The organism is Chitinophaga sp. MM2321, assembly GCF_964033635.1.
Classification (GTDB): Bacteria; Bacteroidota; Bacteroidia; order Chitinophagales; family Chitinophagaceae; genus Chitinophaga.
Genome location: NZ_OZ035533.1, coordinates 2,035,920 through 2,058,430, shown reverse-complemented (window position 1 = coordinate 2,058,430; position 22,511 = coordinate 2,035,920). Strand labels below are relative to the sequence as shown.

The 22,511-nt window shown below is 45.8% G+C and carries 18 protein-coding genes and 1 tRNA gene; 7 read left to right on the top strand and 12 right to left on the bottom strand.

Translation table 11 applies throughout. The features are described from left to right. Positions 1-120 precede the first annotated feature (120 nt). The 3 genes from ABQ275_RS08005 to ABQ275_RS07995 are packed head-to-tail and all read left to right on the top strand — an operon-like array spanning position 121 to position 5,044. Positions 121-3,069: a TonB-dependent receptor gene (locus ABQ275_RS08005; RefSeq protein WP_349317761.1), complete on the top strand. Its 2,949-nt coding sequence runs from the start codon at positions 121-123 to the stop codon at positions 3,067-3,069. Beyond that, positions 2,993-3,448 carry a hypothetical protein gene (locus ABQ275_RS08000; RefSeq protein WP_349317760.1) on the top strand — a complete coding sequence of 152 codons (456 nt, stop codon included), beginning with the start codon at positions 2,993-2,995 and terminating at the stop codon, positions 3,446-3,448. The genes ABQ275_RS08005 and ABQ275_RS08000 overlap by 77 nt, the downstream gene beginning before the upstream one ends. An 18-nt stretch (positions 3,449-3,466) precedes the next feature. Continuing rightward, positions 3,467-5,044 (top strand): RagB/SusD family nutrient uptake outer membrane protein, encoded by a 1,578-nt coding sequence (locus tag ABQ275_RS07995; RefSeq protein WP_349317759.1) that lies wholly within the window; start codon positions 3,467-3,469, stop codon positions 5,042-5,044. A gap of 156 nt (positions 5,045-5,200) precedes the next feature. On the opposite strand, the gene ABQ275_RS07990 is transcribed toward ABQ275_RS07995, so the two are convergent. Further along, positions 5,201-5,284, bottom strand: a tRNA-Leu gene (locus ABQ275_RS07990). 176 nt (positions 5,285-5,460) lie between these two features. On the opposite strand from ABQ275_RS07990, the gene ABQ275_RS07985 reads away from it, so the two are divergent. Continuing rightward, a complete protein-coding gene (locus ABQ275_RS07985; protein ID WP_349317758.1) occupies positions 5,461-6,684 on the top strand; it encodes an NAD(P)-dependent oxidoreductase in 1,224 nt (407 codons plus the stop codon). Here the strand turns inward: ABQ275_RS07985 and ABQ275_RS07980 are convergent. From ABQ275_RS07980 to ABQ275_RS07965, 4 genes are all read right to left on the bottom strand, one after another. Then, on the bottom strand, positions 6,673-7,395 hold the full coding sequence (locus tag ABQ275_RS07980; protein ID WP_349317757.1) for a methyltransferase: 723 nt from the start codon (positions 7,393-7,395) through the stop codon (positions 6,673-6,675). The two genes, ABQ275_RS07985 and ABQ275_RS07980, sit on opposite strands and share 12 nt — an antisense overlap. Positions 7,396-7,397: 2 nt before the next feature. Next, entirely contained in the window at positions 7,398-9,569 is a 2,172-nt protein-coding gene (locus tag ABQ275_RS07975; RefSeq protein ID WP_349317756.1) for an alpha-L-fucosidase, read from the bottom strand. Positions 9,570-9,653: 84 nt separating this feature from the next. Further along, positions 9,654-10,661 (bottom strand): tRNA (adenosine(37)-N6)-threonylcarbamoyltransferase complex transferase subunit TsaD, encoded by a 1,008-nt coding sequence (gene tsaD / locus ABQ275_RS07970; RefSeq protein WP_349317755.1) that lies wholly within the window; start codon positions 10,659-10,661, stop codon positions 9,654-9,656. A gap of 170 nt (positions 10,662-10,831) precedes the next feature. Then, positions 10,832-12,085, bottom strand: coding sequence for an ABC transporter permease (locus tag ABQ275_RS07965; RefSeq protein ID WP_349317754.1), 1,254 nt, complete (start codon positions 12,083-12,085; stop codon positions 10,832-10,834). Positions 12,086-12,188: 103 nt separating this feature from the next. On the opposite strand from ABQ275_RS07965, the gene ABQ275_RS07960 reads away from it, so the two are divergent. Continuing rightward, positions 12,189-13,772 carry a peptide chain release factor 3 gene (locus tag ABQ275_RS07960; protein ID WP_349317753.1) on the top strand — a complete coding sequence of 528 codons (1,584 nt, stop codon included), beginning with the start codon at positions 12,189-12,191 and terminating at the stop codon, positions 13,770-13,772. 129 nt (positions 13,773-13,901) lie between these two features. Here ABQ275_RS07960 and ABQ275_RS07955 read toward each other — a convergent pair whose 3' ends face one another. From ABQ275_RS07955 to ABQ275_RS07930, 6 genes are all read right to left on the bottom strand, one after another. Then, complete coding sequence (locus ABQ275_RS07955) at positions 13,902-14,396, bottom strand: DUF6265 family protein (protein ID WP_349317752.1); 495 nt, start codon at positions 14,394-14,396, stop codon at positions 13,902-13,904. Next, on the bottom strand, positions 14,368-16,290 hold the full coding sequence (locus tag ABQ275_RS07950) for a menaquinone biosynthesis decarboxylase (protein WP_349317751.1): 1,923 nt from the start codon (positions 16,288-16,290) through the stop codon (positions 14,368-14,370). Before ABQ275_RS07950 ends, ABQ275_RS07955 begins: the two co-directional genes overlap by 29 nt. Positions 16,291-16,398: 108 nt before the next feature. Next, on the bottom strand, positions 16,399-16,713 hold the full coding sequence (locus ABQ275_RS07945; protein WP_349317750.1) for a hypothetical protein: 315 nt from the start codon (positions 16,711-16,713) through the stop codon (positions 16,399-16,401). Positions 16,714-17,069: 356 nt separating this feature from the next. Next, positions 17,070-17,933, bottom strand: coding sequence for a DUF6089 family protein (locus tag ABQ275_RS07940; RefSeq protein ID WP_349317749.1), 864 nt, complete (start codon positions 17,931-17,933; stop codon positions 17,070-17,072). A gap of 177 nt (positions 17,934-18,110) precedes the next feature. After that, a complete protein-coding gene (locus tag ABQ275_RS07935; RefSeq protein WP_349317748.1) occupies positions 18,111-18,458 on the bottom strand; it encodes a DsrE family protein in 348 nt (115 codons plus the stop codon). A gap of 55 nt (positions 18,459-18,513) precedes the next feature. After that, positions 18,514-18,900 (bottom strand): hypothetical protein, encoded by a 387-nt coding sequence (locus tag ABQ275_RS07930; RefSeq protein ID WP_349317747.1) that lies wholly within the window; start codon positions 18,898-18,900, stop codon positions 18,514-18,516. Positions 18,901-19,220: 320 nt separating this feature from the next. Here ABQ275_RS07930 and ABQ275_RS07925 point away from each other — a divergent pair, with 320 nt between their 5' ends. Continuing rightward, positions 19,221-20,138 carry an AraC family transcriptional regulator gene (locus ABQ275_RS07925; protein ID WP_349317746.1) on the top strand — a complete coding sequence of 306 codons (918 nt, stop codon included), beginning with the start codon at positions 19,221-19,223 and terminating at the stop codon, positions 20,136-20,138. A gap of 10 nt (positions 20,139-20,148) precedes the next feature. On the opposite strand, the gene ABQ275_RS07920 is transcribed toward ABQ275_RS07925, so the two are convergent. Next, on the bottom strand, positions 20,149-21,234 hold the full coding sequence (locus tag ABQ275_RS07920; RefSeq protein ID WP_349317745.1) for a family 20 glycosylhydrolase: 1,086 nt from the start codon (positions 21,232-21,234) through the stop codon (positions 20,149-20,151). A 142-nt stretch (positions 21,235-21,376) separates the two neighbouring features. On the opposite strand from ABQ275_RS07920, the gene ABQ275_RS07915 reads away from it, so the two are divergent. Next, positions 21,377-22,471 (top strand): AI-2E family transporter, encoded by a 1,095-nt coding sequence (locus tag ABQ275_RS07915; RefSeq protein ID WP_349317744.1) that lies wholly within the window; start codon positions 21,377-21,379, stop codon positions 22,469-22,471. Positions 22,472-22,511 lie beyond the last annotated feature (40 nt).

Genomic DNA, 22,511 nt, shown 5'->3' with positions numbered 1-22,511 from the left:
TAAACTTTATTTATTAATTCAACCAAACATTGCAAAAGTATGCAACTTAAGGCTATTTGTAACTCCGGTACCCGCAAATATTGGAAGTTTGCGGAGCTCCCAACCAAAATCTTGTTAGTTATGAGACTAACTTCTTTCCTGCTACTCGTGGCCACATTGCAGGTGAGTGCCAGCAGCAGCGCACAAACAGTCACCTATTCCGCCAAAGCGGTGAGTCTTAAGAAAGTACTCCATGCTATAAAAGAGCAAACAGGTTATGTTTTCTTCTACGATAAAGAGGATCTGAAAAACAGTAAGCCTGTTTCGGTTGACCTTAAAAATGCGTCGCCACAGGCAGCAATGGAAATGGTGCTGCTCCAGCAACCTCTGAGTTTTGAAATCCAGGGTAACACCATCTTCATTACCAAAAGCGAGAAACCGATAGATATCATGCCGGTATCTCCACCACCTGTTATCATTACAGGGATCATTACGGACGACACCGGAGCGCCCATTCCCGGAGCTTCTGTGGTGATAAAAGGAACCCGTAAAGGAACTATTTCCGGTCCGGATGGTACCTTCCAGCTGAAAGAGGTAGCGGAAAATGCTGTACTAATCATCAGCAGCCTGGGATATATTACCCAGGAAATTCCTATCGCCAGCAGAAAACAATTCAATATTTCGCTTGCTCCCGATGTAAGCGCATTAAAACAATTTGTAGTAGTAGGCTATGGCATACAAAAGAAAGCCAATCTTACGGGTGCCGTCACCTCCATCACTTCCGAGCAGCTGACCAACAGACCGGTAACCAGCGTGAGTAACGCCCTGCAGGGAACTATGCCCGGTGTAACTGTTACCGCCAATATCAGTGGACAACCAGGCAGTGACGCCGCAAGAATCCGCATCAGAGGTATCGGTACAATGAATAACGCGGATCCAATAATTGTAATAGATGGCGTCATCACCAACCTGAACAACCTGAATAATATCAATCCAGATGATATTGCTACTTTGTCTGTACTGAAAGATGCAGCTTCCTCTTCTATCTATGGCTCCCGCGCAGCCAATGGCGTTGTACTCATTACTACCAAACAAGGCACAAAAGGAACACCACAAGTGACCTATAACGCATATGTAGGTAAACAAAAAGCTACCGGCTTACCAGACTTTTTACCTTCCTGGCAGGCAGCAGATCTGTATAACAAAGCCCTCGTTAATGAAGGAAAGCCAGTACGCTGGACAGATGCAGAAGTGCAGAAATTCAAAGATGGTTCTGATCCTTATAAATATCCTAATACTGACTGGCTCGACTTATTTTATCAAGGCATTGGCTTACAACAAAATCACTACGTAGGCGTATCCGGCGGTAGTGACAAAACACAATATGCTTTCTCCCTCGGTTTGTTTGATGAGAATGGCATTATTAAAGAAACAAATGCAAAACGTTATACCAGCAGGCTGAATATCACCTCCGAGGTTACCGACAGAGTAAAGGTAAATGCCAATATTGCCTTCACTAACACCAATAAAAGAGAACCGAGTAACCCTTATACCGGTGATTTTACGCAGCTGGTAAGACAGGTAAACCGTATTTCCCCTACCATCCCTTATAAATACGAAAACGGTTACTATGGCTACATCGCTGATGGTAGCCCCATGGCATGGCTGGAAGGAAACAGCCAAAACAAATTCAATAACTACGACCTGATTGGTAATGTGGGTGCAGACTGGGAAATTGTAAACGGTCTTCATTTTAAACCATCACTTTCCTACGTGATGAAAATAAGTCACAATAAGAAATTTATTGCTGATCAGCAGTACTATGATGCCAACGGGAAACCTACATTTTACCAGGGTCCCAACTCCGTGACAGATGAAAATACCTTCGGTAACACGGTTACACAGCAGGCACTCCTGGACTATACCAAATCCTTTAATAAACATAATTTCAAAATACTGGGCGGCTACTCACAGGAACTGACCAAATACACTTTTGATGATGGTTACCGTAAAGGTTTTCTGAACAACCTGCTAACGGATGTGAACCTGGCTTCTACTGATGGACAAAAGACCAGCGGATATTCTTATGAATTAGCACTCCGGTCTTATTTTGGCCGATTGAATTATGATTACGATGGCAAATATTTATTTGAAGCCAATCTCCGTTACGATGGTTCTTCCCGCTTCGCTTCTGACCACAGATGGGGAGCATTTCCTTCCTTCTCTGCCGGCTGGAATATAGACAGAGAAAACTTCTTCGGGTCTTTAAAGAAGTATGTGTCTTACCTCAAACTAAGGGGTTCCTGGGGGCAACTGGGTAACCAGATCGTGGTGGGCCCGGATGATGTCAATTACCCCAGCTTTCCCTATTATCCTTATGTGTTGCAGGTGAATGGTAGCCAGAACTATACATTTGGTGGTACCGGTGCTACCATCGCCCCCGGTATATCGGCTATTAATGGTGCCAACCCGGATCTGCGATGGGAATCCACCACTGAAACCAGTGTGGGTCTTGATGCGGGATTTCTGGATGGAAAAATAAATTTTACTGCCGACTATTTCCGTAAGGTTACCAGTGATATTCTGCTGCCTGTAGAAGTGGGTGCTCCATATGGCCTGAAGCCTTCGGTGCAGAACGCAGGCGCCATGCTGAACAAAGGCTGGGAATTCTCCCTTAGCTATAATGATACTAAAGGAGACTTTAAGTACGACGCAGCTATCAACGCCTCTTTTATCAACAATAAAATAACTGACCGCCATGGCGCAGGCGCCAAGATTGATGGCTATACTTTCCAACAGGTAGGCTATCCTGTTTATTCTCTATATGGATATGAAGCAGATGGTATTTTCCAATCGGCAGATGAGGTGAAAAAATTTCCTTTCCAGACCAACAGAACATCTGCGGGTGATATCCGATACAAAGATAAAGACGGTAATGATACCATTAACACGGCCGACAAAGTATACATCGGTAATTATTTCCCTAAGGTAACTTTTGGTATTAACCTGGGCGGTGCCTGGAAAAATTTCGATATCGCCATTTTTTCTGCAGGGAGCTACCGGTGTAAAAACCTATATCGACGGGGGTAAACTGGGTAGTGTAAGTTCTTCTGCAGGTAAACCTACTTCTGCGTTGCTGGATACCTGGTCTGCAGATAATACCAACGCTTCCTTGCCACGTATCTGGTATACCAATAAAGAAAATGATCCCAGCGGTACGCCTTCCTCCTTCTGGGTGAAAGACGGCTCTTATCTGCGCCTCAAAAATCTGCAGATAGGATATACCCTGCCGGGCAGTATTGTGAAGAAAGCAGGACTCAGCAAAGTACGTTTTTACTACAGCGGACAAAATATCCTCACGTTTGATCACCTGTACAAATGGATAGATCCGGAAGCTTCCATTTCGAGCAGTATTTATTACTACCCACAGGTAAAAGTGCACACATTTGGTGTAAATGTTAGTTTTTAACAAAAAGTACTTAACATCATGAAAAGAAACATTCTCTATATAATACTCGCTACAGGTTTGCTGCAATCTGCCTGTCAGAAGGATTTCCTCGATAGAAAGCCATTGAATGCTTACAACAACGCTTCTTTATGGACCTCCCAGTCAGATGCACTGGCGGCCCTCAATGGTTGCTATAAAGATTGGGAAGGCGACTACTCCTTACTCTACCTGGATGCTGCCAGTGATAATCTCTACAGCCAATATCCCTGGGAAGGTTACACAGATTACGGTAGTGGTGCCATTACACCAGCCAATACGAATGCTTACACCCGCTGGAGCTATACCACCATCCAGAAATGCAACTGGTTCCTGGAAAATATAGATAACACACCAATGGATGCCACGTTAAAGGAACAGTATAAAAGTGAAGCCCGTTTCCAGAGAGCTTATCAGTACTTTATTATGACCCAACTTTATGGGGATGTGCCTTTCGTTAAAAATACCGTTACTACAGACGAAGCCAATACCGTTTCCAGAACACCTGCTACCGAAATACGCAAGTTTGTGAAAGATGAACTGGCAGCCATCGCAGTCATATTGCCGGTAAGCTACAGTGGCAGCGACGTAGGACATATCACACAAGGCGCCGCCCTCTCCCTGAGAGCCAGGATGGAATTATACGATAAGAATTATGCAGACTGTATTGCCGATTGTAAAAAAGTAATGGGCTTAGGCTACGAACTGTTTAATAACTACCAGGACCTCTTCCGTATTCAAAATGAAAATAATAAAGAAGTTATCCTGGATGTCCAGTATAAGGAAAATGACTACTCCAATGCAGATCTCGGCGTAATGCCGTCGTCTTCCTTTGGTGGATGGGGTTCACTCGATCCAACCCAGGCACTGGTAGATGCCTACGAAACAAAAACCGGTAAAACCATCGACGATCCCACTTCCGGCTACGATGACAAGGATCCCTACAACAACAGGGACCCGCGCTTAACAGCCACCATCGTTTGCCCCGGTCAATTGTATGAAGGCGTCTACTACAACTCCATAGAAAGCAGTTCAGGCGATTACTATAACGGCGATAATAATTCCAAAACAGGTTACATTCCGAAAAAATTTACGTCTAACCTGTCTGACTACACTGATATGTGGAATACCGGACTGAATATGATTGTGATACGTTATGCGGAAGTCCTGTTGACCTATGCAGAAGCGCAGATTGAATCAGGTGTGATTGATAATTCTGTATATGCTGCAATAGATGCCATCAGAATACGCGCCGGCATGCCAGTGGTAGACCGGACTGTATACAATACTGTCGATAAAATGCGTACGCTGGTAAGACGCGAACGTAGGGTAGAACTGGCATTGGAAGGACTGCGCTGGTACGATGTGCAACGCTGGAAAATTGGCAGCGCCGTTAGATCCGGCACCGTGTATGGTACAAGATTAGGTACCGTTGATCCTGCGAATGGTAAACTAACGCTCAGTGGAGAACACGTTAAAGTAGAACAACGTACTTTCCAGGATAACAAGGATTACCTGTGGCCGGTACCACAAAAAGAAAGGGACATCAACAAGAACCTGACACAAAATCAGGGCTACTAATTAATACAACAATAATGATTGAAAAATCCCGCGAGTTGAAAAATGAGCGGGATTTTTTATCTTAAAAAAACGCCCGCATGCCGGTATTATTCATTGACGGGTACAAATAAAAAAGGTCCACTTTCGTGAACCTTCTTAAAACTTTGGTAGTAATTGTGCCCAGAACAGGAATCGAACCTGCACACCCTTGCGAATACAAGATTTTGAGTCTAGCGCGTCTACCAATTCCGCCATCTGGGCAATCTCTATAAGAACTCTCCGCGTCAATTGCGGGATGCAAATATAGAAAACCTTTTTTTAACCTGCAAGAAATTTTTCTCTTTAAAATAAAAAAATACCGTCCTCATTCAGAGGTGGCGGCTATATCTGTATTGGCTTATTCGTTATTGGCAATAAAATTTGCAGTAAATTCAGGAATGGAAAACACGATTTATATAGGGCTGATCAGGGAAGAAAAACATCCGCATGATAACCGGGTTGCGTTCTCTCCCAAACAATGCCAATGGATCATGCAGCACTACCCCCAGGTGCAGATGCGGGTACAACCTTCTCCACATCGTTGTTTTGAAGATGAAGAGTATGAAAAAGCAGGTATCATCCTGAAAGAGGATCTCTCGCACTGCCACTTCCTGCTGGGAATCAAAGAGGTCCCCGTTGAAAATCTCCTCTCCGGCAAAACTTATCTCTTCTTCAGTCATACTAAAAAGGAACAGCCACATAACAGGCAGATGCTCCAGGCAATCCTGAAAAAAAATATCACACTGATCGATTATGAATGCCTCGTGCATCCGGACGGACAACGCATTCTTGGTTTCGGCTTCTTTGCCGGTGTAGTAGGCGCCCACAACGGATTACAGGCCCTGGGCAAAAAAACAGGCGCCTTCTCCTTCAAGCCTGTACATACCTGCCGCGACTTCCAGGAACTGATCACACACTACTTTGGCGTGAAACTTCCGCCGATGAAAATCGTGGTTACCGGCTCCGGCCGTGTGGCAGCAGGCATATTGGAAATCATGGGACTCCTGGGGGTCAAATATCTTCCCCCCGAAGAATACCTCGTTAATCAATACGCTTACCCGGTATATACCCAACTCAAAGCCGGCGAACTCTATCTGCGAAAAAACGATAAAACATATAGCAGGGCCGACTTCCATGCCCATCCCGAAAACTACGAATGCCGTTTTCTTCCGTATGTAACGGTGAGCGATGTGCTCATGAACGGCATCTATTGGGATAAGCGGATCCAGCCCCTGTTCAGCGCCGCCGACCTGAAGAAAGATAATTTCCGCATACAGGTGATCGCCGATATTACAGACGACACCTATGGGTCTATTCCCTGCAACCTGGGCGACAGTACCATCGAAGACCCTGTCTATGGCGTCATCAAAGAAACAATGACGAAAACAGCACCCTACCTGCCAGGCACCGTAGATATGATGTGCGTCAGCAATCTGCCTAATGAACTGCCCCGGGACGCTTCCCAATACTTCGGCGATCAGCTCATGAAATATGTATTTGAAGAATTGTTGAAGCCCAACAGTGAAATGATCGGGAATGCCACCATCACGGCGCATGGCTCCCTCACGGCAAAGTATGCCTACCTGGAAAATTATGCAAAAGAAGAAAACTCAGAGGTATAAATAGTAGGACTGTAACAGTGCCACAAACGGAGACGTATATACGTTATGCTCATCGTAAATGGCCAGCTCTGTTTCATGCGTCTCCAACGCTTCGCGCCCAAAGATACCGGTAGCCCTGAAATAGCCATGCTTCACACTTTGACGGATATACAGCACCTCCTGTAAATGAAACCCTGCCGCCTCAGCCAGTACACGGAACGTCTCAAACTGCACAAACGGAAGCAATATTGAAAAAGTACCTGCCGGATGAAGATGCCGGTCTATTGCTGTTATCAACTCCCCGTAACCCAGGGTGGTGGCATGCATAGCCTGGTCTTTCTGCGCATGCCCGCTCTTCAGTGCAGATTCATAAAACGGCGGATTCGTAATAATAAAATCATAAGGGATGGCTACCTCCATTTTTCGTATATCCTGATGCGTTAGTACCAGCCGGTGCGCCCAGGGAGAGGCTGCGAAGTTCTTTGTTGCCTGCTCCGCTGCGCCGGGGTCCAGCTCCACAGCGGTAATACATGCGTCTACCTGCTGCGCCAGCATCAGGCTGAGCAAACCCGTACCGGCGCCTATATCCAGTATAGCCGGCACCGTTAGCTGGTTGTTCACCAGGTATTGGGCCGTGAAAGCACCTTGTATACAGGCATCTGTACACACCTTCATGGCGCAATGCGCCTGGTCAACATTAAATTGCTTAAACCTGAAAAAAGTATTTGCCATTATTATTTTGCATCCATTACCACAGATAAGTCAGGCATCCGCAAATTGCGGTGTACAGATACCGGGTGCGCCTGCCTGATCTCACAGGTCTGTACTTTACCACTCCCTTCCACCTGCAACAGTACCGGTTGCGAATACAATACCTGCGGCACCTGGCGGTTAATAGCCCAGGTAGTAGATGGCTTATCAAAGCGGTTATAAAATTTCACCAGCAACTGATTCTTACCCTGCCTGAATGGCAACAGCAATACTTCTGTTTGCGTGGTTCCCCTGTCAGGATTATTATGTACAATCTGTTCTTCTCCGTTTAAATATACCGCAATGCCATCACCACTCGTAAAGCCTACAAGGTAAGCTCCCGCCGCTGGCGCCGTGATTTCCTGCAGGATATACCAGGCCTGGTTTCTGTCCATCGGAACCGTTTGCGGTGCATCATTCTGCCAGTCCGTATGAAGCATCCATGCTCCGTTACCTTTATTGGTCCAGGGTTTGGCCGGATCAATATCTTTCACATTCCCTTGTGTGCCATCAATACCTGACCAGAAGGGGCCAGCCTGGTACATAGGCCCCCATTGCAAACTGCCCGGCTGATTATGCAAAGGCTGTTCTGTACCACCATCCAGCAGGATCTCCTGCCTGCTGCCATTCAGCGTCAGCTGTATGCTGTTACCCTTTTCGGCTGCACTGTATATCAGGCGAAGCTTTGCAGGCTTCGCAGTGGTAAACGACCAGGTTTCACCCACCCGGCTACGGTAATAACTTTCGTAGTCAATCCCTGAAAAACTGAATAAAGGTGTAGCATTATCCCTGTTTAATACCACCGGGTTTTTCAACAGGTGTTGCGGCGTAATTTTCACGCCGTCTTTACAGGTCAGCGCCAATACTTTAATATCTTTCTCTCCTATCTTAAATCCAGCCGGTAGTTGCAGTACCGTTGCGCCATTTTTCACCGTTATTTTACAGGATATTTTTTTGTTGTCTTCCAGCAGGGTTACCTGGCTCACGCGGCTGTTTAAACCGGGCAGGGTAATCATTCCATCCACAGGTGTTTGCAGCAGGTGTAAATATAGTTTGCCAGGTTTGGTAGTTACCTCTCCCCAGGCAAAGGTGGTGTCAAACGGATTGGCACTTGCGCTGTAAATGGCCTCCCCGTTGCGTTGCAGCCATTGACCGTTCAACAGCAATACTTCTTTCTCAAAATCCACTACGGAACCATCGCCACGTGGACCTATGTTCAACAGGTAATTTCCGCCACGGCTTACCACTTTAATCAACCCTTCCAGTTTTTCGTGTGCCTTATCCCCTGCTTTACCATGTTCCTGCCAGGAGCGGTAGCCCCAGGTTTCATCGTATACGGAAGCAGGTGTTTGCCAGGGTGCAGCTATTTTATAATCAGGATACTGGTTATCTCCCATCACGCAAAAATCGCCCGCATCATTACCCAAACGTCCGCTCACCATACATCCCGGCTGTAAACGATGTACTACATCCGCCAGCTCGCGGCTCTGCTGCGCCGTCAAAGACCCCATGTCAAACCATATCTCCGACACCGGACCGTAGTTCGTCATCAGCTCTGTTACCTGTTGCTTGTTATACGCATGATGCTCCGGCGTAATCGGATCACTATTGCTGCTGGAAATAGGATATGCCTGCGGAAAATGCCAGTCGATCAGTGAAAAATACATCCCGAACTTCAACCCATGCCGGGCACAGGCTTCCGACAATTCTTTCAACACATCTCTTTTAAAAGGCGTGGCATCTACCACATTATAATTTGTATAGGCAGAATGAAACATGCAAAACCCATCATGATGCTTGGAGGTCATTACAACCGACTTCATGCCCGCTGCTTTGGCCAGCAATACAATAGAATCAGCATTCCAGTGTGTGGGATTAAAACGTTTGGCTACATCGCCATATTCATCGCTGAAAATACCGCCCTGCGATTGGATCTGCTCACTGTATCCCTTCGTTACCGGCTTGCCCTCCCATACGCCTCCCAGCGTCGAATAAATAGCTCCCCAGTGAATGAACATCGAATATTTCTGGTCTTTCCAGGCAGACAACGATGCCGGCTCCTGCGCCCTGGCAACATTAAAAATGATCAGACCCAGTATGATCAATAAAACACGGCTGTTCTCCGCCCTCCGGAATATCCTTTTTGCAGTTTCCATATACAGCATAATAAATTATATAAAAATATTATTTAAACATCCGGCATCCATCCCGACAATCCTGTTCAATCCCGGCAATCCTGGTCAGTCCATTGATGCTCTTGCGGTAGGCACTGCATCCAGCGAAGTAAATTCGCCTGCGAGATATTTATAATAAGCCATCATCGCTATCATACCTGCATTATCCGTACAATATTCAAACTTCGGAATAAAAGTACGCCAGTGATACTTGGCGCCATATTGCTGCAAAGCTGCACGCAGGCCACTATTGGCACTTACACCGCCAGCAATGGCAATATCACGGATACCCGTTTCCTGCGATGCTTTCAATACCTTATTGAGCAGGATACTAACGATACGTTGCTGAATAGATGCACAGATATCAGGCAGGTTCTTATTAATAAATTCCGGATCTTTCTGTAGGTTCTCCTGGAGGAAGTACAGGATGCCTGTTTTCAATCCGCTGAAACTGAAATTCAGTTCCGGGATACGTGGTTCGGTAAATTTAAATCTTGCAGGATTTCCTTCTTTGGCATATTTATCAATCAAAGGACCGCCGGGATATGGCAGTCCCAGTATTTTGGCACTCTTATCAAAAGCTTCTCCGGCTGCATCATCCAGCGTTTCGCCTATCACCCGCATCTGCAGCGGACTTTCACACAACACAATCTGTGTATGGCCACCGGAAACAGTCAGACATAAAAAAGGAAACGAAGGCTTTGGATCATCAATAAAATTAGCCAGTACATGCGCCTGCATATGATGTATCCCGATGAGCGGGATATCCAGCGCCATGGCCATTGATTTGGCAAAACAACTACCTACCAGCAGCGAACCTATAAGTCCTGGTGACTGCGTAAAAGCGATCGCACTCAACTCACTCCGTTTCACCCCCGCTGTTTGCAACGCTATATCTACTACCGGCACTATATTTTCCTGGTGCGCACGCGACGCCAGTTCTGGTACCACTCCCCCGTATTGTTCATGTATTCGCTGGTTGGCAATATGATTGGATAACACCTTCCCATCTACCAACACGGCCGCTCCTGTATCATCGCAGGAAGATTCTATAGCTAATATTCTGACAGACATAAGCCACAAAACTAGACAAATATTTATGGATTTTGGAATTTTGGAATTTAGAGATTTGATTGTGTTTTGTTATTTAAATTAAAAATATTTTAATTTGACTTTTCCGGGAGAATAAACAAAACACAATCAAATCTCTAAATTCCAAAATTCCAAAATCCATAAATATTTCTCTAGTTGCTGCGTATCGCTACCACCGGATCCAGTTTACTGGCGGAGTAGGCAGGGATAAAACCGGCCAGTACGCCTACAACGGCGGAAATGGAGAGTCCTTTAATGATGTTGCCTAAAGACAAAACCACTTCAAAAGTACCGGACATATTGATCACCAGGGTGCCGGCATATACCATCAGCAAGCCCAGCGAACCTCCTATGAGACACAAACAAACGGCTTCCATCAGGAATTCCGCCAGGATAATGCCTCTGCGGGCGCCGATAGCTTTTTTTAATCCTATAATGCTGGTTCTTTCCTTTACGGTTACAAACATGATATTGGCAATACCAAATGCTCCTACGATCAGCGCAAACACAGCAATAAAGCCACCTCCCAGGTTGATCGCACCAAAAATAGCATTCAGGTTTTCACTGGCGGAACTGATTTCATTCAGCGCAAAATCATCTTCCTCCCGGGGTTTCAGCCGGTGCGTGGCACGCATCACACCGCGCAGTTCATCTTTCAGCTGATCCAGCGACACGTTGGGCCTGACTTTCACCAGGATATAAGGATCGGCAAAACGGCGTTCATCTACCAAAGTTCGGGCAAACCGATAAGGCAGGATAATCGCATTATCAAAATTCAACCCACCAATCATGCTCTCCCCCTTCTTCTTCAGCACCCCTACGATCTTGGTATCACGACCTGCTACCCGCACCGTTTTGCCCAGCGCCGCTTCTGCAGAGCTAAACAAACCATCCCACACAGTAGCACCCAGGATACCCACGTTGGTACCGCTATTGCTTTCACTATTGGCAAAAAAACGTCCTTGGATGATCTGCAACTGCTGAATCTGGTCAAAATCGTTGCTCACGGCCATCATCGTCACCCCATCCATATAATCATCCCCATACTCCACCTTCTTCCCGCCCGATTCAAAGTTGAAAGAAGAAAAGCTGGCGCTCTGCACTTTCTCCTCGATATTTTTAAAATCTTTGTATTCCGGCTGCGGACGATTCATATATTTCCACCAGGGATACTCCCCATTGCCTCCCCAGGGCCATTTCTGCACGTAGATAACATCATCCCCCAACGCACTCAGATCCTTCCTGATATTGCGTTCCAGGCTATTAGTGAGTGTAAATACCGCTATGATACAGAATATACCTATGGTAATCCCCAACAATGACAAAAAGGTACGCAGCTTGTTTACCCGAAGCTCCTGTAATGCCATTTTGAAGCTGTTCCACAATATTTTAAGGGTTGCTATCATATTCCAAATTTAGCGGATTTATATTTCACCTGCATCGCCAATAAACACGAAATATAGCCGGATAAAAAATTTAGTTACCTTTGCTGCCATTTTTCGGATATATATGAAGTACGCTAACGAAATCAGTAAAAGAAAATCCTTTGCTATCATCGCTCACCCGGATGCCGGTAAAACCACGCTGACAGAGAAATTCCTCCTGTTCGGCGGTGCCATCCAGACAGCGGGTGCCGTGAAATCCAATAAAATCAAGAAGCACACCACTTCCGACTTCATGGAAATTGAACGGCAAAGAGGTATCTCCGTGGCTACTTCCGTAATGACCTTCGAATACCGCGATATACTGATCAATCTCCTAGATACACCCGGTCACAAGGACTTTGCGGAAGATACTTACCGCACCCTCACGGCAGTAGACAGCGTTGTACTGGTGATCGACTGTGTGAAAGGGGTGGAAGAACAAACAGAAAGACTGATGGAAGTGTGCCGCATGCGCGATACACCTGTTATCATCTTCGTAAATAAGATGGATCGTGACGGTAAGTATCCGTTCGACCTGCTCGATGAACTGGAAGAAAAACTCAGCATCCGTGTAAGACCACTCAGCTGGCCTATTAACATGGGTAAGGACTTTAAAGGGGTGTACAACCTGTACGATAAAAGCCTCGTTGCCTTCCTTCCCAATAAAAAGGCAACAGATGAAGATGTAGTACCACTGGATGATCTCAGCAGCAGCTATGTGGATGAACACTACAATCCTACCGACGCTGCCCAGCTGCGCAACGATGTAGAACTCATCGAAGGCGTTTACGATAAATTTGACAAAGAAGAATACCTGCAAGGAAAGCTGGCCCCGGTTTTCTTTGGCAGCGCCGTTAATAACTTCGGGGTAAAAGACCTGCTGGATACGTTCGTTGACATTGCACCTATACCACGCAACCGTCAAAGCAGTACCCGGGTCATTGATGTAAACGAAGACAAATTCAGCGGATTCATTTTCAAAATACATGCTAACCTGGATCCCCGCCACCGCGACCGTATTGCGTTCCTGCGCGTTTGTTCAGGTAAGTTTGAGAGAAATAAATTCTATCACCACGTTCGTTTAGACAAAGACGTTAGGTTCAGCAATCCTTACAGCTTTCTCGCCCGTGAGAAAAATATTGTGGAAGATGCCTACCCCGGTGATGTAGTTGGTTTATTTGATACCGGTAACTTCAAAATTGGCGATACATTGACGGAAGGCGAGAATTTCTTTATCACCGGCATCCCAAGCTTCTCTCCTGAACTGTTCAAGGAGCTGGTAAACAAGGATCCGATGAAAACCAAGCAATTGGAAAAAGGTATCCGGCAGCTTACAGACGAAGGTGTGGCGCAGCTGTTTACACAACATGGCGGCAACCGCAAAATCATTGGCTGCGTGGGTGACCTCCAATTTGAAGTAATCCAGTACCGTCTCCTCCAGGAATATGGCGCATCCTGTCAGTTTAATTCACTTCCCTTCTTTAAAGCCTGCTGGATCACTGGTCCAAAGGATAAAATTGAAGACTTCATCCGGTTCAAATCTTCCAATGTAGTAGAAGATAAAGACGGCCACCTGGTATACCTCGCACAATCAGAATGGTACCTGAATACAGAAAGAACAAACAACCCGGAAATACAATTTAATTTCACTTCAGAGATCCATAAATAAATATTTACGGATTTACGAATTTTTTGATTTTGAGATTTGGAATGAAGCGGAACAGATAATTATTTATACTGATCTCCGCTGCATTCCAAATCTCAAAATCAAAAAATTCGTAAATCCGTAAATATTTTGTTAGGGTTCCTGCATATACTGGAATATATACTCCTCTATCGTCCCGTCCCGTTCTCCTTCTACGCGGGCTTCCAGGTGGCGGGCATCTTTAAAGCGATAGGTTACTTTCCGGGGAAAATCATTGTTCAGATCTTCAGCTACAAAACCGACGGCTTTTAATACACGTAGCTTCAGACGTGTAGGCGTTAACGTTTCACTTCCTTCGTAGGAAGGCATAAAAAAGATGTCATTGCCCTGGCGCACCAGCTGGATAGACTGTTGTACGGCGCTATCGGCGCCCACTACGCGCCATGTTTTACCATGCCAGGTAGAGTCATTCAGACGGCTCCAGGTTTCTACTACAGTACTGTGACGGGTTTTCATGACCCAGGTGCCTTCCAGCCTGTTCAGCAAACTGAAATCGGCAGGACGCACCTGTGCAGCAGCCTCCAGGCTCCCGGTAAGTATGATCAGCAGCAGCAGATAGCTACTGCTGTGCCACCGCTTCTTCACCATACATCTGTTGTTTATATTTCAGGGAAGGCGATGCCAGGAAAGGTCCTATCTGCAATGCCTCCCATTTGGCATCAATTTTACGGATAGTTTCATCATCTGCAACAATGATATTGGGCCAATCGCGCTCAAAGTTGTCCAGCAACCTGGTTTTCTGAGTACCGTCCAAACCAATGCCGCCAATGTACCTGCCGGTTTGTGCAGCCGGTTTGTTGATCACAAAGCTGTCACGTTTCGGGTCCAGGTTATTACAGAAGCGCCATAGTGCGGAGGCCAGGTCCTGTACATCTACGGTGTGTTCCACATACAGGATCATCTTTATACCTGCCAGCGATGGCAGTGTGAAGAGTTGTTCATTCAGCTCACGTATATGAAACGGACGACTTTTCTGAACCGCTACCAGGATACAGGAAATATCCTGCGCCAACAAGCGGTCGTTGATGCCTTTTATTTCAGGGAATTGCTGCATGATAGCCGCTGTGTCTATATTTACAGGTGCCGCTACCTGGAGGTAAGCGGTATCTGTTTCCTCTTCGTACTTGCGGGTACCATCGATACACATCTTACCACCGAAGCCCATTTTGGAGCAGGAATGGTCCAGTACATCCATTGGGCCCTGGCTCAGGTAAATGTCGGTGGCGGGGTTCAGGTTGCGGAATACGTATTGTGCCAGCTTCCTGTAATCGTTGATGCCTTCTCCTTCATCCGTTACCACGAGGATCTTGTTAAACATCATCTGTCCGGCACCCCACATGGCATTCATCACTTTCTGTGCCTGTCCGGCGTAGTCTTTTTTGATCTGTGCAATAACCAGGTTATGGAACACCCCTTCTACGGGCATTTCCATATTTATTATTTCGGGTACCAGCGTCATTTTGATGGGCGCCAGGAAAATACGTTCTGTAGCTTTCCCTATCCAGGCGTCTTCCTGTGGCGGAATACCTACTATCGTGGACGGGTACACGGCATCTTTGCGGTGCGTAATAGCCGTTACATGAAATTTAGGATACCAGTCGGCCAATGAATAATAACCGGTATGATCACCGAAAGGACCCTCCCATACAAGTTCTTCAGAAGGCTCCACATACCCTTCTATCACAAAATCGGCATCTGCCGGTACTTCTATTTCGGGTTGTGAAATACATTTTACCAGTTCTACTTTCTTCTTACGGAGAAAACCGGCGAGCATATACTCATCTACATTTTCAGGTAGCGGCGCCGTGGCAGAATAGGTGTATACCGGGTCACCACCAAGTATAACGGCAACGGGCATACGCTTATTCAGCTTTTTGTATTCCATAAAATGTTTTGCAGACACTTTATGTTTATGCCAGTGCATACCGGTCATATCTTTTTCAAATACCTGCATACGGTACATGCCCACATTGCGTGTACCGGTAAGCGGATCTTTGGTATGTATAACGGGCAGCGTAATAAACGGCCCCCCATCTTTGGGCCAGCAGGTCATTACCGGCAATTTGGTCAGATCAGGCTCGGTCATCACCACTTCCTGGCAAGCACCTTTCCCACTTACTACCTTGGGCATCCAGGAGGCAAACTGTCCCAGTTTAGGTAGCAGGGCGAGTTTATCAAGGATGCTCTCTTTGGGTTTGGACAACAGTTTAAAGAGCGCCTCAATTTCACCGGCTACATCATCCAGTTCCTGCACGCCCAGGGCCATACACATCCTTTTATAGCTACCCATGGAGTTGATCAGCACGGGGAAGTCATAGCCTGTATTTTCAAACAGTAAGGCTTTGCCACCATCGGGCGACTTGCTCATCCTGTCTGTTATTTCAGCTATTTCCAGCTTCGGATCTACATAAGATGTAATGCGAATCAGTTCTCCTGCCTGTTCCAGCTTCTCTATAAAATGCCTGAGATTTTTATATGCCATATTGAATAATCTAATGAACCAATTAACAAAAGTAACCATCCCACACCGCAATAAAAAATGCCCCCCGGGAATAACCGGGAGGCACCTCATTTTTCTATTTTTCAGTTATCAGTTGACAATTGTAACACCTGCATGGAATACGGCTCTTGGTCTGGCTGGCGCATATACGCGAACCGGTACGGGTACCGGAACCGGCACTACAGGATAATATACAGGCTGTGGTGCATATACGACTCTCCTGGAGGGTCTGTAGCAATCATCATCCCAGCGGCGGTAATCCCTTCCTCCTCTATGCTTATGTTCCCATTTGTCCCAGTGTTTATCATGGCCGCGTCCGCGGTGACCGCGATCGTATCCTCTCTGTGCGTAGGTGGTGAGCACTGTGCCGCCCATGAGCAGCATTATCAGCAATAATTTTTTCATGTTTCGTTGGTTTTGGTTCAAGATCGGTTGGCAAAAATTAATGTTGTGGTAATTTGTATTATCTGCAATTACTGACTATAGCACTACTTTTTTTTGTTAATGACAGGAAGTTGCTCACCAACTCATTTCGCATCTGTTGTTTCATTACTCTCTCCGCGATTTGTGATCCATTGATTGGCTACTTTAAGCCGGTGGTGCAATTCTTTACCTGTTTAAACAGATAAATTCAACAACTATGCCAAAAGTACCAGGATTAAAGGATGATAAGATTTTACTAGATGGGCGTTTTGCTGTTTTAAATTATAAACAACAAAACGCCCATCTAGTAAAATCTTATCATCCTTTAATCCTGGTCTCTAGCGGAACACCGGGCATCTCAGCGATTTCTGGTTTCCCCATCCATTGCCACTGCCAAGGCGGTAGGTGATGGTTACCCCGGAAAAGGAGTACCAGTCTTTGTATTTAGGAGAACCCCGTTGACTGCCATCAGCCGGGTATACACCGGGAGTCTGCTTGCCGCTTACTTCATCGCCGCGGTAGGCCATATCTACAGATTTTTGACCACGATAGGCCAGTAAAGTATTTTGATCTACATAATTTCTGCTTAAATCATCCAGGTAATCGGTGAGCGTAGGCCGTAACCCTATTTCAAAGCCTACTGTCCAGCGGTCATTCAGGATCGCTTTTACACCAGCTCCAAACGGGAAGGAAAAGGAAAAGAGATCATACGGCTGCCGGTCAGGATATGACGGCAGGCCCTGTCCCTCTGTGCCCAGGGGGCGTAGCCGGACCCGGTTACCGGAAACGTCTTTGGCAGTGGGATCAAATCCGAAACCACCTATCCCGGCAAAAACGTAGGGAGTAAAGTGTTTCTCTTCTATGTCCAGGAAATTGAATTCAGCGATGAGGCTACCTTCAAAGATGTTGGTTTTGAAGCTCAGGTTCCTTGCCAGCAGGAATTTATCGGTGCTGGTACTGTCAGCGCCGGTAGCAATCCCCCAGGTAAAGGCCGCTCGTATGGTGAGGTACCGGTTGATATCTCTTCTTACCAGCAACCCCAGTGCTGGCCGGGTGTATTTCATATCCACCCTTTGTTTGGTGAGGTCACCGCTGTAATTACTCGCACCCAGGAAAGCGCCTACATGCCAATCCTGCGCCAGGCTGATAAAAGGTACTGCCATGAATAACAACAGTATTCCGGTAGATTTTGTGAATTTCAATGTATTTTGTTTTAAGAGGTTAGTCCTTTGAATAGCGTCTTAATTTAACGTTGTTACCGGTAGTTTTATTTGGTATGCCTGCTTAGAAAGCAAGATTGTCGTTTAAGGATCACCGTTAAATCCACCGTTAAAGATGTAAAAATAAACTAATAAACCAATTAAGTAATAAGAATTACACTAACACCTGATATAAGACCAGCCTTCTGCCTGCCGCTCTACCAGGTGTGCAATGGCTGCCGGTACGATCTCCACAAAAGAAAATAACTGTTGGCTATCCAGCTGATGCCCACGCATAGTGTTACGGCAGATCAGCCATTTTACCGATCTTTCCTGCAACGCCTGTACCTTGTCTGCAAAGGGATTACCGCTCGTCAGCAATAAATTGAATGCATCCCCGTGTACCACTACCTCAACGGCTATACGTGTTTGTTTTTCCTGGAAATACTGAAGGAGGTTGTTGAGTTGCCCCAACATGGCTTTCTGTGCTTCTGCCACAGATGAAGTGATTTGAAAAACTACCTGCATGGTAACAAACCTACTTAAATACCTGCAAAAACAGCAAAACAGGTGCGCTTAAATTTCAGCCGGGGTCATGCCCGCTCCCCCTGCTGCTGTTTTTCCCTTTACGCAGCTGGTGCTGCGCATCATGCAACTCATCTTCCAGTACCTGGTACTTTTCCGACACCTCCCGCAGCTCGGAAACCAGGGAAGCCGCTTTCAGCTCCTGTTGCAGCAGATTAATCTGTGCAATCTGTAATGCTTTACTGTTGCGTAATAATATTACCCAACCAAGAAACAGGAATAATGATAAAGAGATGATCAGCAATATTAAAGTAAGTAAGAGAACCGGATGACTGCCACTAACCTGCTCTTGCTGCCATCGGCTTAATGGAACGGCGTTGCGACTTGCGCAACCCCATAACAGGATCGATAGGACAAATAAGGTAAATGGCAGTTGGGTACGCAATGGTCCGATGGTTGTTTTGGGTGAAAGGCCTTATTTTAAAGTTATATAATCAAAATGATCCCAGTTTGTCCATTTTGGCTTTTTTACGCAAGTTCTGCTGACAAATTTATCAATACAGACATGCATTAAAAAAATATTAAATATATTTATCTTCCTATCAAACTGATAATCAATACATCAAATTCATCATAAAAAAATTATCGCTGATGATGATAAAAAAATTAAATTGCTGTATCCGTGAATATAGCCAGGCGCCCGTTTTATCAAGTTATTAAGCCTGGCTGACGAATCCCTTGAATAACCAAAAAAAGCAATCTAAATTGGCTACCACCACCAGGCAACAACTTGAGCAGCTGGCTTTACAGGGATTATCTTATGCAGATGACCATGTAGGAGATCCCTTTAGCATCAAAGATGTAGCAGAGCGTCTGGGAATTTCCTATTCCTATTTTTATCACAACTTCGCCGACTGTATGGGAGAACCGTTCTGGCACTATGTGAAAAGACATCGCCTGGAACTGGCAGCCGGTTTGCTCCGGCACAGCGGGCATAATATCGGGGAGGTAGGAGATCTATGCGGATACTCTACCACGGCAGCTTTCAGCAAGGCATTCAAACAACATTTCAAGGAAAGCCCCAAAGAATTTCGCCGCATTTCGGAACTACCCAATGAAAAAAGGACTATACAGATTGTAGAAACAATCACCATCGCTGCCGGCGGCGATATCTTCTCCAACATCTTTAATTATGACCGGGGTGAAAAAGTACACTTGCCAGACTGCATCCTGTATTATTCATTGTTGTCAGACGGACGGGATCCTATTGGCGAAATGATCGCCCGGATGAACAGGTACCAGCATGCATTCACTAAAATACTGCAACAGCTGAACCTCCCACAACTCAATGTAATTACGGGCACACTGGACGCTGTACCGGTTACAGATTATGAAAAACTGTCCATATTTGCGGGGATCAGTATTCCCATTACCAGTACTACAGTACACCAGCTAATGGCTGAACGCTACAGCTACCTGATGAAAAAAAGGATTCCCGGCGGATCGTACCTGAAACTGCCCGTACCCATGGACTTCGCTACAGCAGGCATTCCCATGTATAATTTCATCAACCGGAACTGTAAGGAAGGTATCTTTAAGATGAGTGGTAATCACTTCTTCATCTCCCTTCATGGCACCACTCGCTGCGAAATTTTTATTCCTTTACTGAGAAAACATTATTAACCACCTTTTCTTACTTCGCAAACAGGGCACGGAAGCAATTGGCGCTCGTATTCACCGTATCCTTACCCGGGTTGCCACGACCATAAAATTCATCCAGGAAATGGCCGGCATCTGACCATATTGTTTGCATCATGCCCTGGTAACGTGGCTTCATTTCAGCGGTGGCCGTTTCCCGGTAGTCATACATATCCTTTAGCTGCAACCTGGCATTGGCAGGCATCCTCCATGGACAGGTAACCACCTGCAAACCCTTCATGGCAAAGTATACCGGCGTTTTATCCGGACGCTCGTAATGCCAGTCGCATACCATAATATCTTTGGGTACCAGATCTACCGCGCGATAGGTATTATTCATACTGGCTTCCCACATACCCATACCGGTGGTCTTTCCATCGATCAGGCGATCACCCCAGATCCATAAAGAACGGCCTTTCTGCGCCAGGTGATTGCGGATCGTCCACACCTCACCGGCAAACAGTTCCGCCTTGTCTTTGCCCCCGCAACGCGGACATTTCGCCTCCCCTATGTAAAATACTTCGTCCATACCGGCATGAAAAGCATCGGCTTCAAACACATCACAAATCTCATCTACCAACTCAAATACTACTTTATGCACACCCGGATGCAACGGACAATAACTCTTGCAATACAATCCATCAGGATTAGGCCATTCATATTTGGCCGGCATCTTTACCCAGGGTGTTTCATCAAAATCAGGATATACTTTCAACAGGTTGGTGGTTGTACCGGCCCACGACTGATGCCCCAGCAGATTGATCTGTGGAATGATCCGGATATGATGCTCCCGGCAGGCCTGCACCAGCTGCTTTACCTGCTGCTCCGACAAAGCACCTGCATCGCGCAACTCCGGGTGCGACTTAAATTGATAGTTAAAATCTACCCGCAGCACCAGCGTGTTAATATGGCGGGGTGCCAGCTCTTCATGAATAAATTTCAGGAAAGGAGCCAGCTTCTCCGCAGAAGGCGCCGCGATACAAAATCCGCGAACAGGTAGTGTATCTGTTGGCAAAGCTTTTGCAATGGATAAAGAGAGGGTACTGCAACAAACCAATAATAATACAAACAGTTTTTTCATATCAACGGGATTTTCAAGCATAACAACAAAATAACAAATGCTTTTAAGGATGTGTAATCTTTTCGTCACCTTACCAGCATTAAATAAACTTTAATGCGGAAACAGCTGATATTTAATAAATTTGAATAAAACTAGCAAATCCATGAACGAGTTGAAGCTCCCGTTTAATGCGAGACTGACCTTTACCCTGTTGTCTATCATCCTGATGATATACATCGCTCATATAGGCAGTGAAATTATTATCCCGCTGATCTTTGCGATGCTGATTGCCATCATGTTACTGCCGCTGGTACACCTGCTGGAAAAATGCCGCTTCCCCCGCGGGCTGGCCGCCTTTACAGCCGTGTTGCTATTTATCATCAGTATCATTCTGCTCATGCTATTGCTGGGAAAACAAATGGAAGCATTTATTTCAGATTTTCCAGAGCTGGAAAAGAAACTGATGATGACCGTAACATCGTTGCAGGACTGGATAGATACTAAATTCCATATCAATTCCAACACCCAGATGAGTTACCTGGAAAAGGCTGCCATGGGCACTTTGGGCACAGCTACCAGTTTTATCAGTCAAACATTTTTATCACTTTCGTCTCTCCTGATCTTCATCGTATTTGTTTTACTATATTCTTTCTTCATCCTTTTTTACCGCAGAAGACTGGTTACTTTCCTGGTCAGACTTTTCCAGGAAAAGCACCGCGAGAAATTACTGAATGTAGTAGCACGGACCCGTTCTGTGATCAAGAGCTATGTAGGCGGATTGATGATAGAAATGGTGGTGGTAGCCATTCTGAATACTTCCCTGTTTTTAATACTGGGTATAAAATACGCCATCCTGCTGGGGGTAATGGCCGCCATTTTTAATATCATTCCCTACATCGGTATCTTCACCGCGCTGATTCTCAGCATGCTGGTAACATTAACGACCGGTGCGCCAATAGCCGCCATACAGGTAGGTGTTGCGCTCTTTCTTGTTCACCTGCTGGACAGCAACGTACTGCTACCGCGCATCGTAGGTTCCAAAGTAAAGATCAACGCACTGGTAACGATCATTGGTGTGGTGCTGGGCAATTTGCTGTGGGGCATACCTGGTATGTTTCTCGCCATCCCTATTATTGCTATTATGAAGATTGTATTTGAAAATATCGAGCAAATGCATCCATGGGCAATACTATTGGGAGATGAAGAAAAAGTGAAAGTAAAAAAAGCAAAGCTGCCGGCGCCACCGGCAGAAGAATAACTATTTAAAAAGGGCTGCCCAACATCCTGTTGAAGCAGCC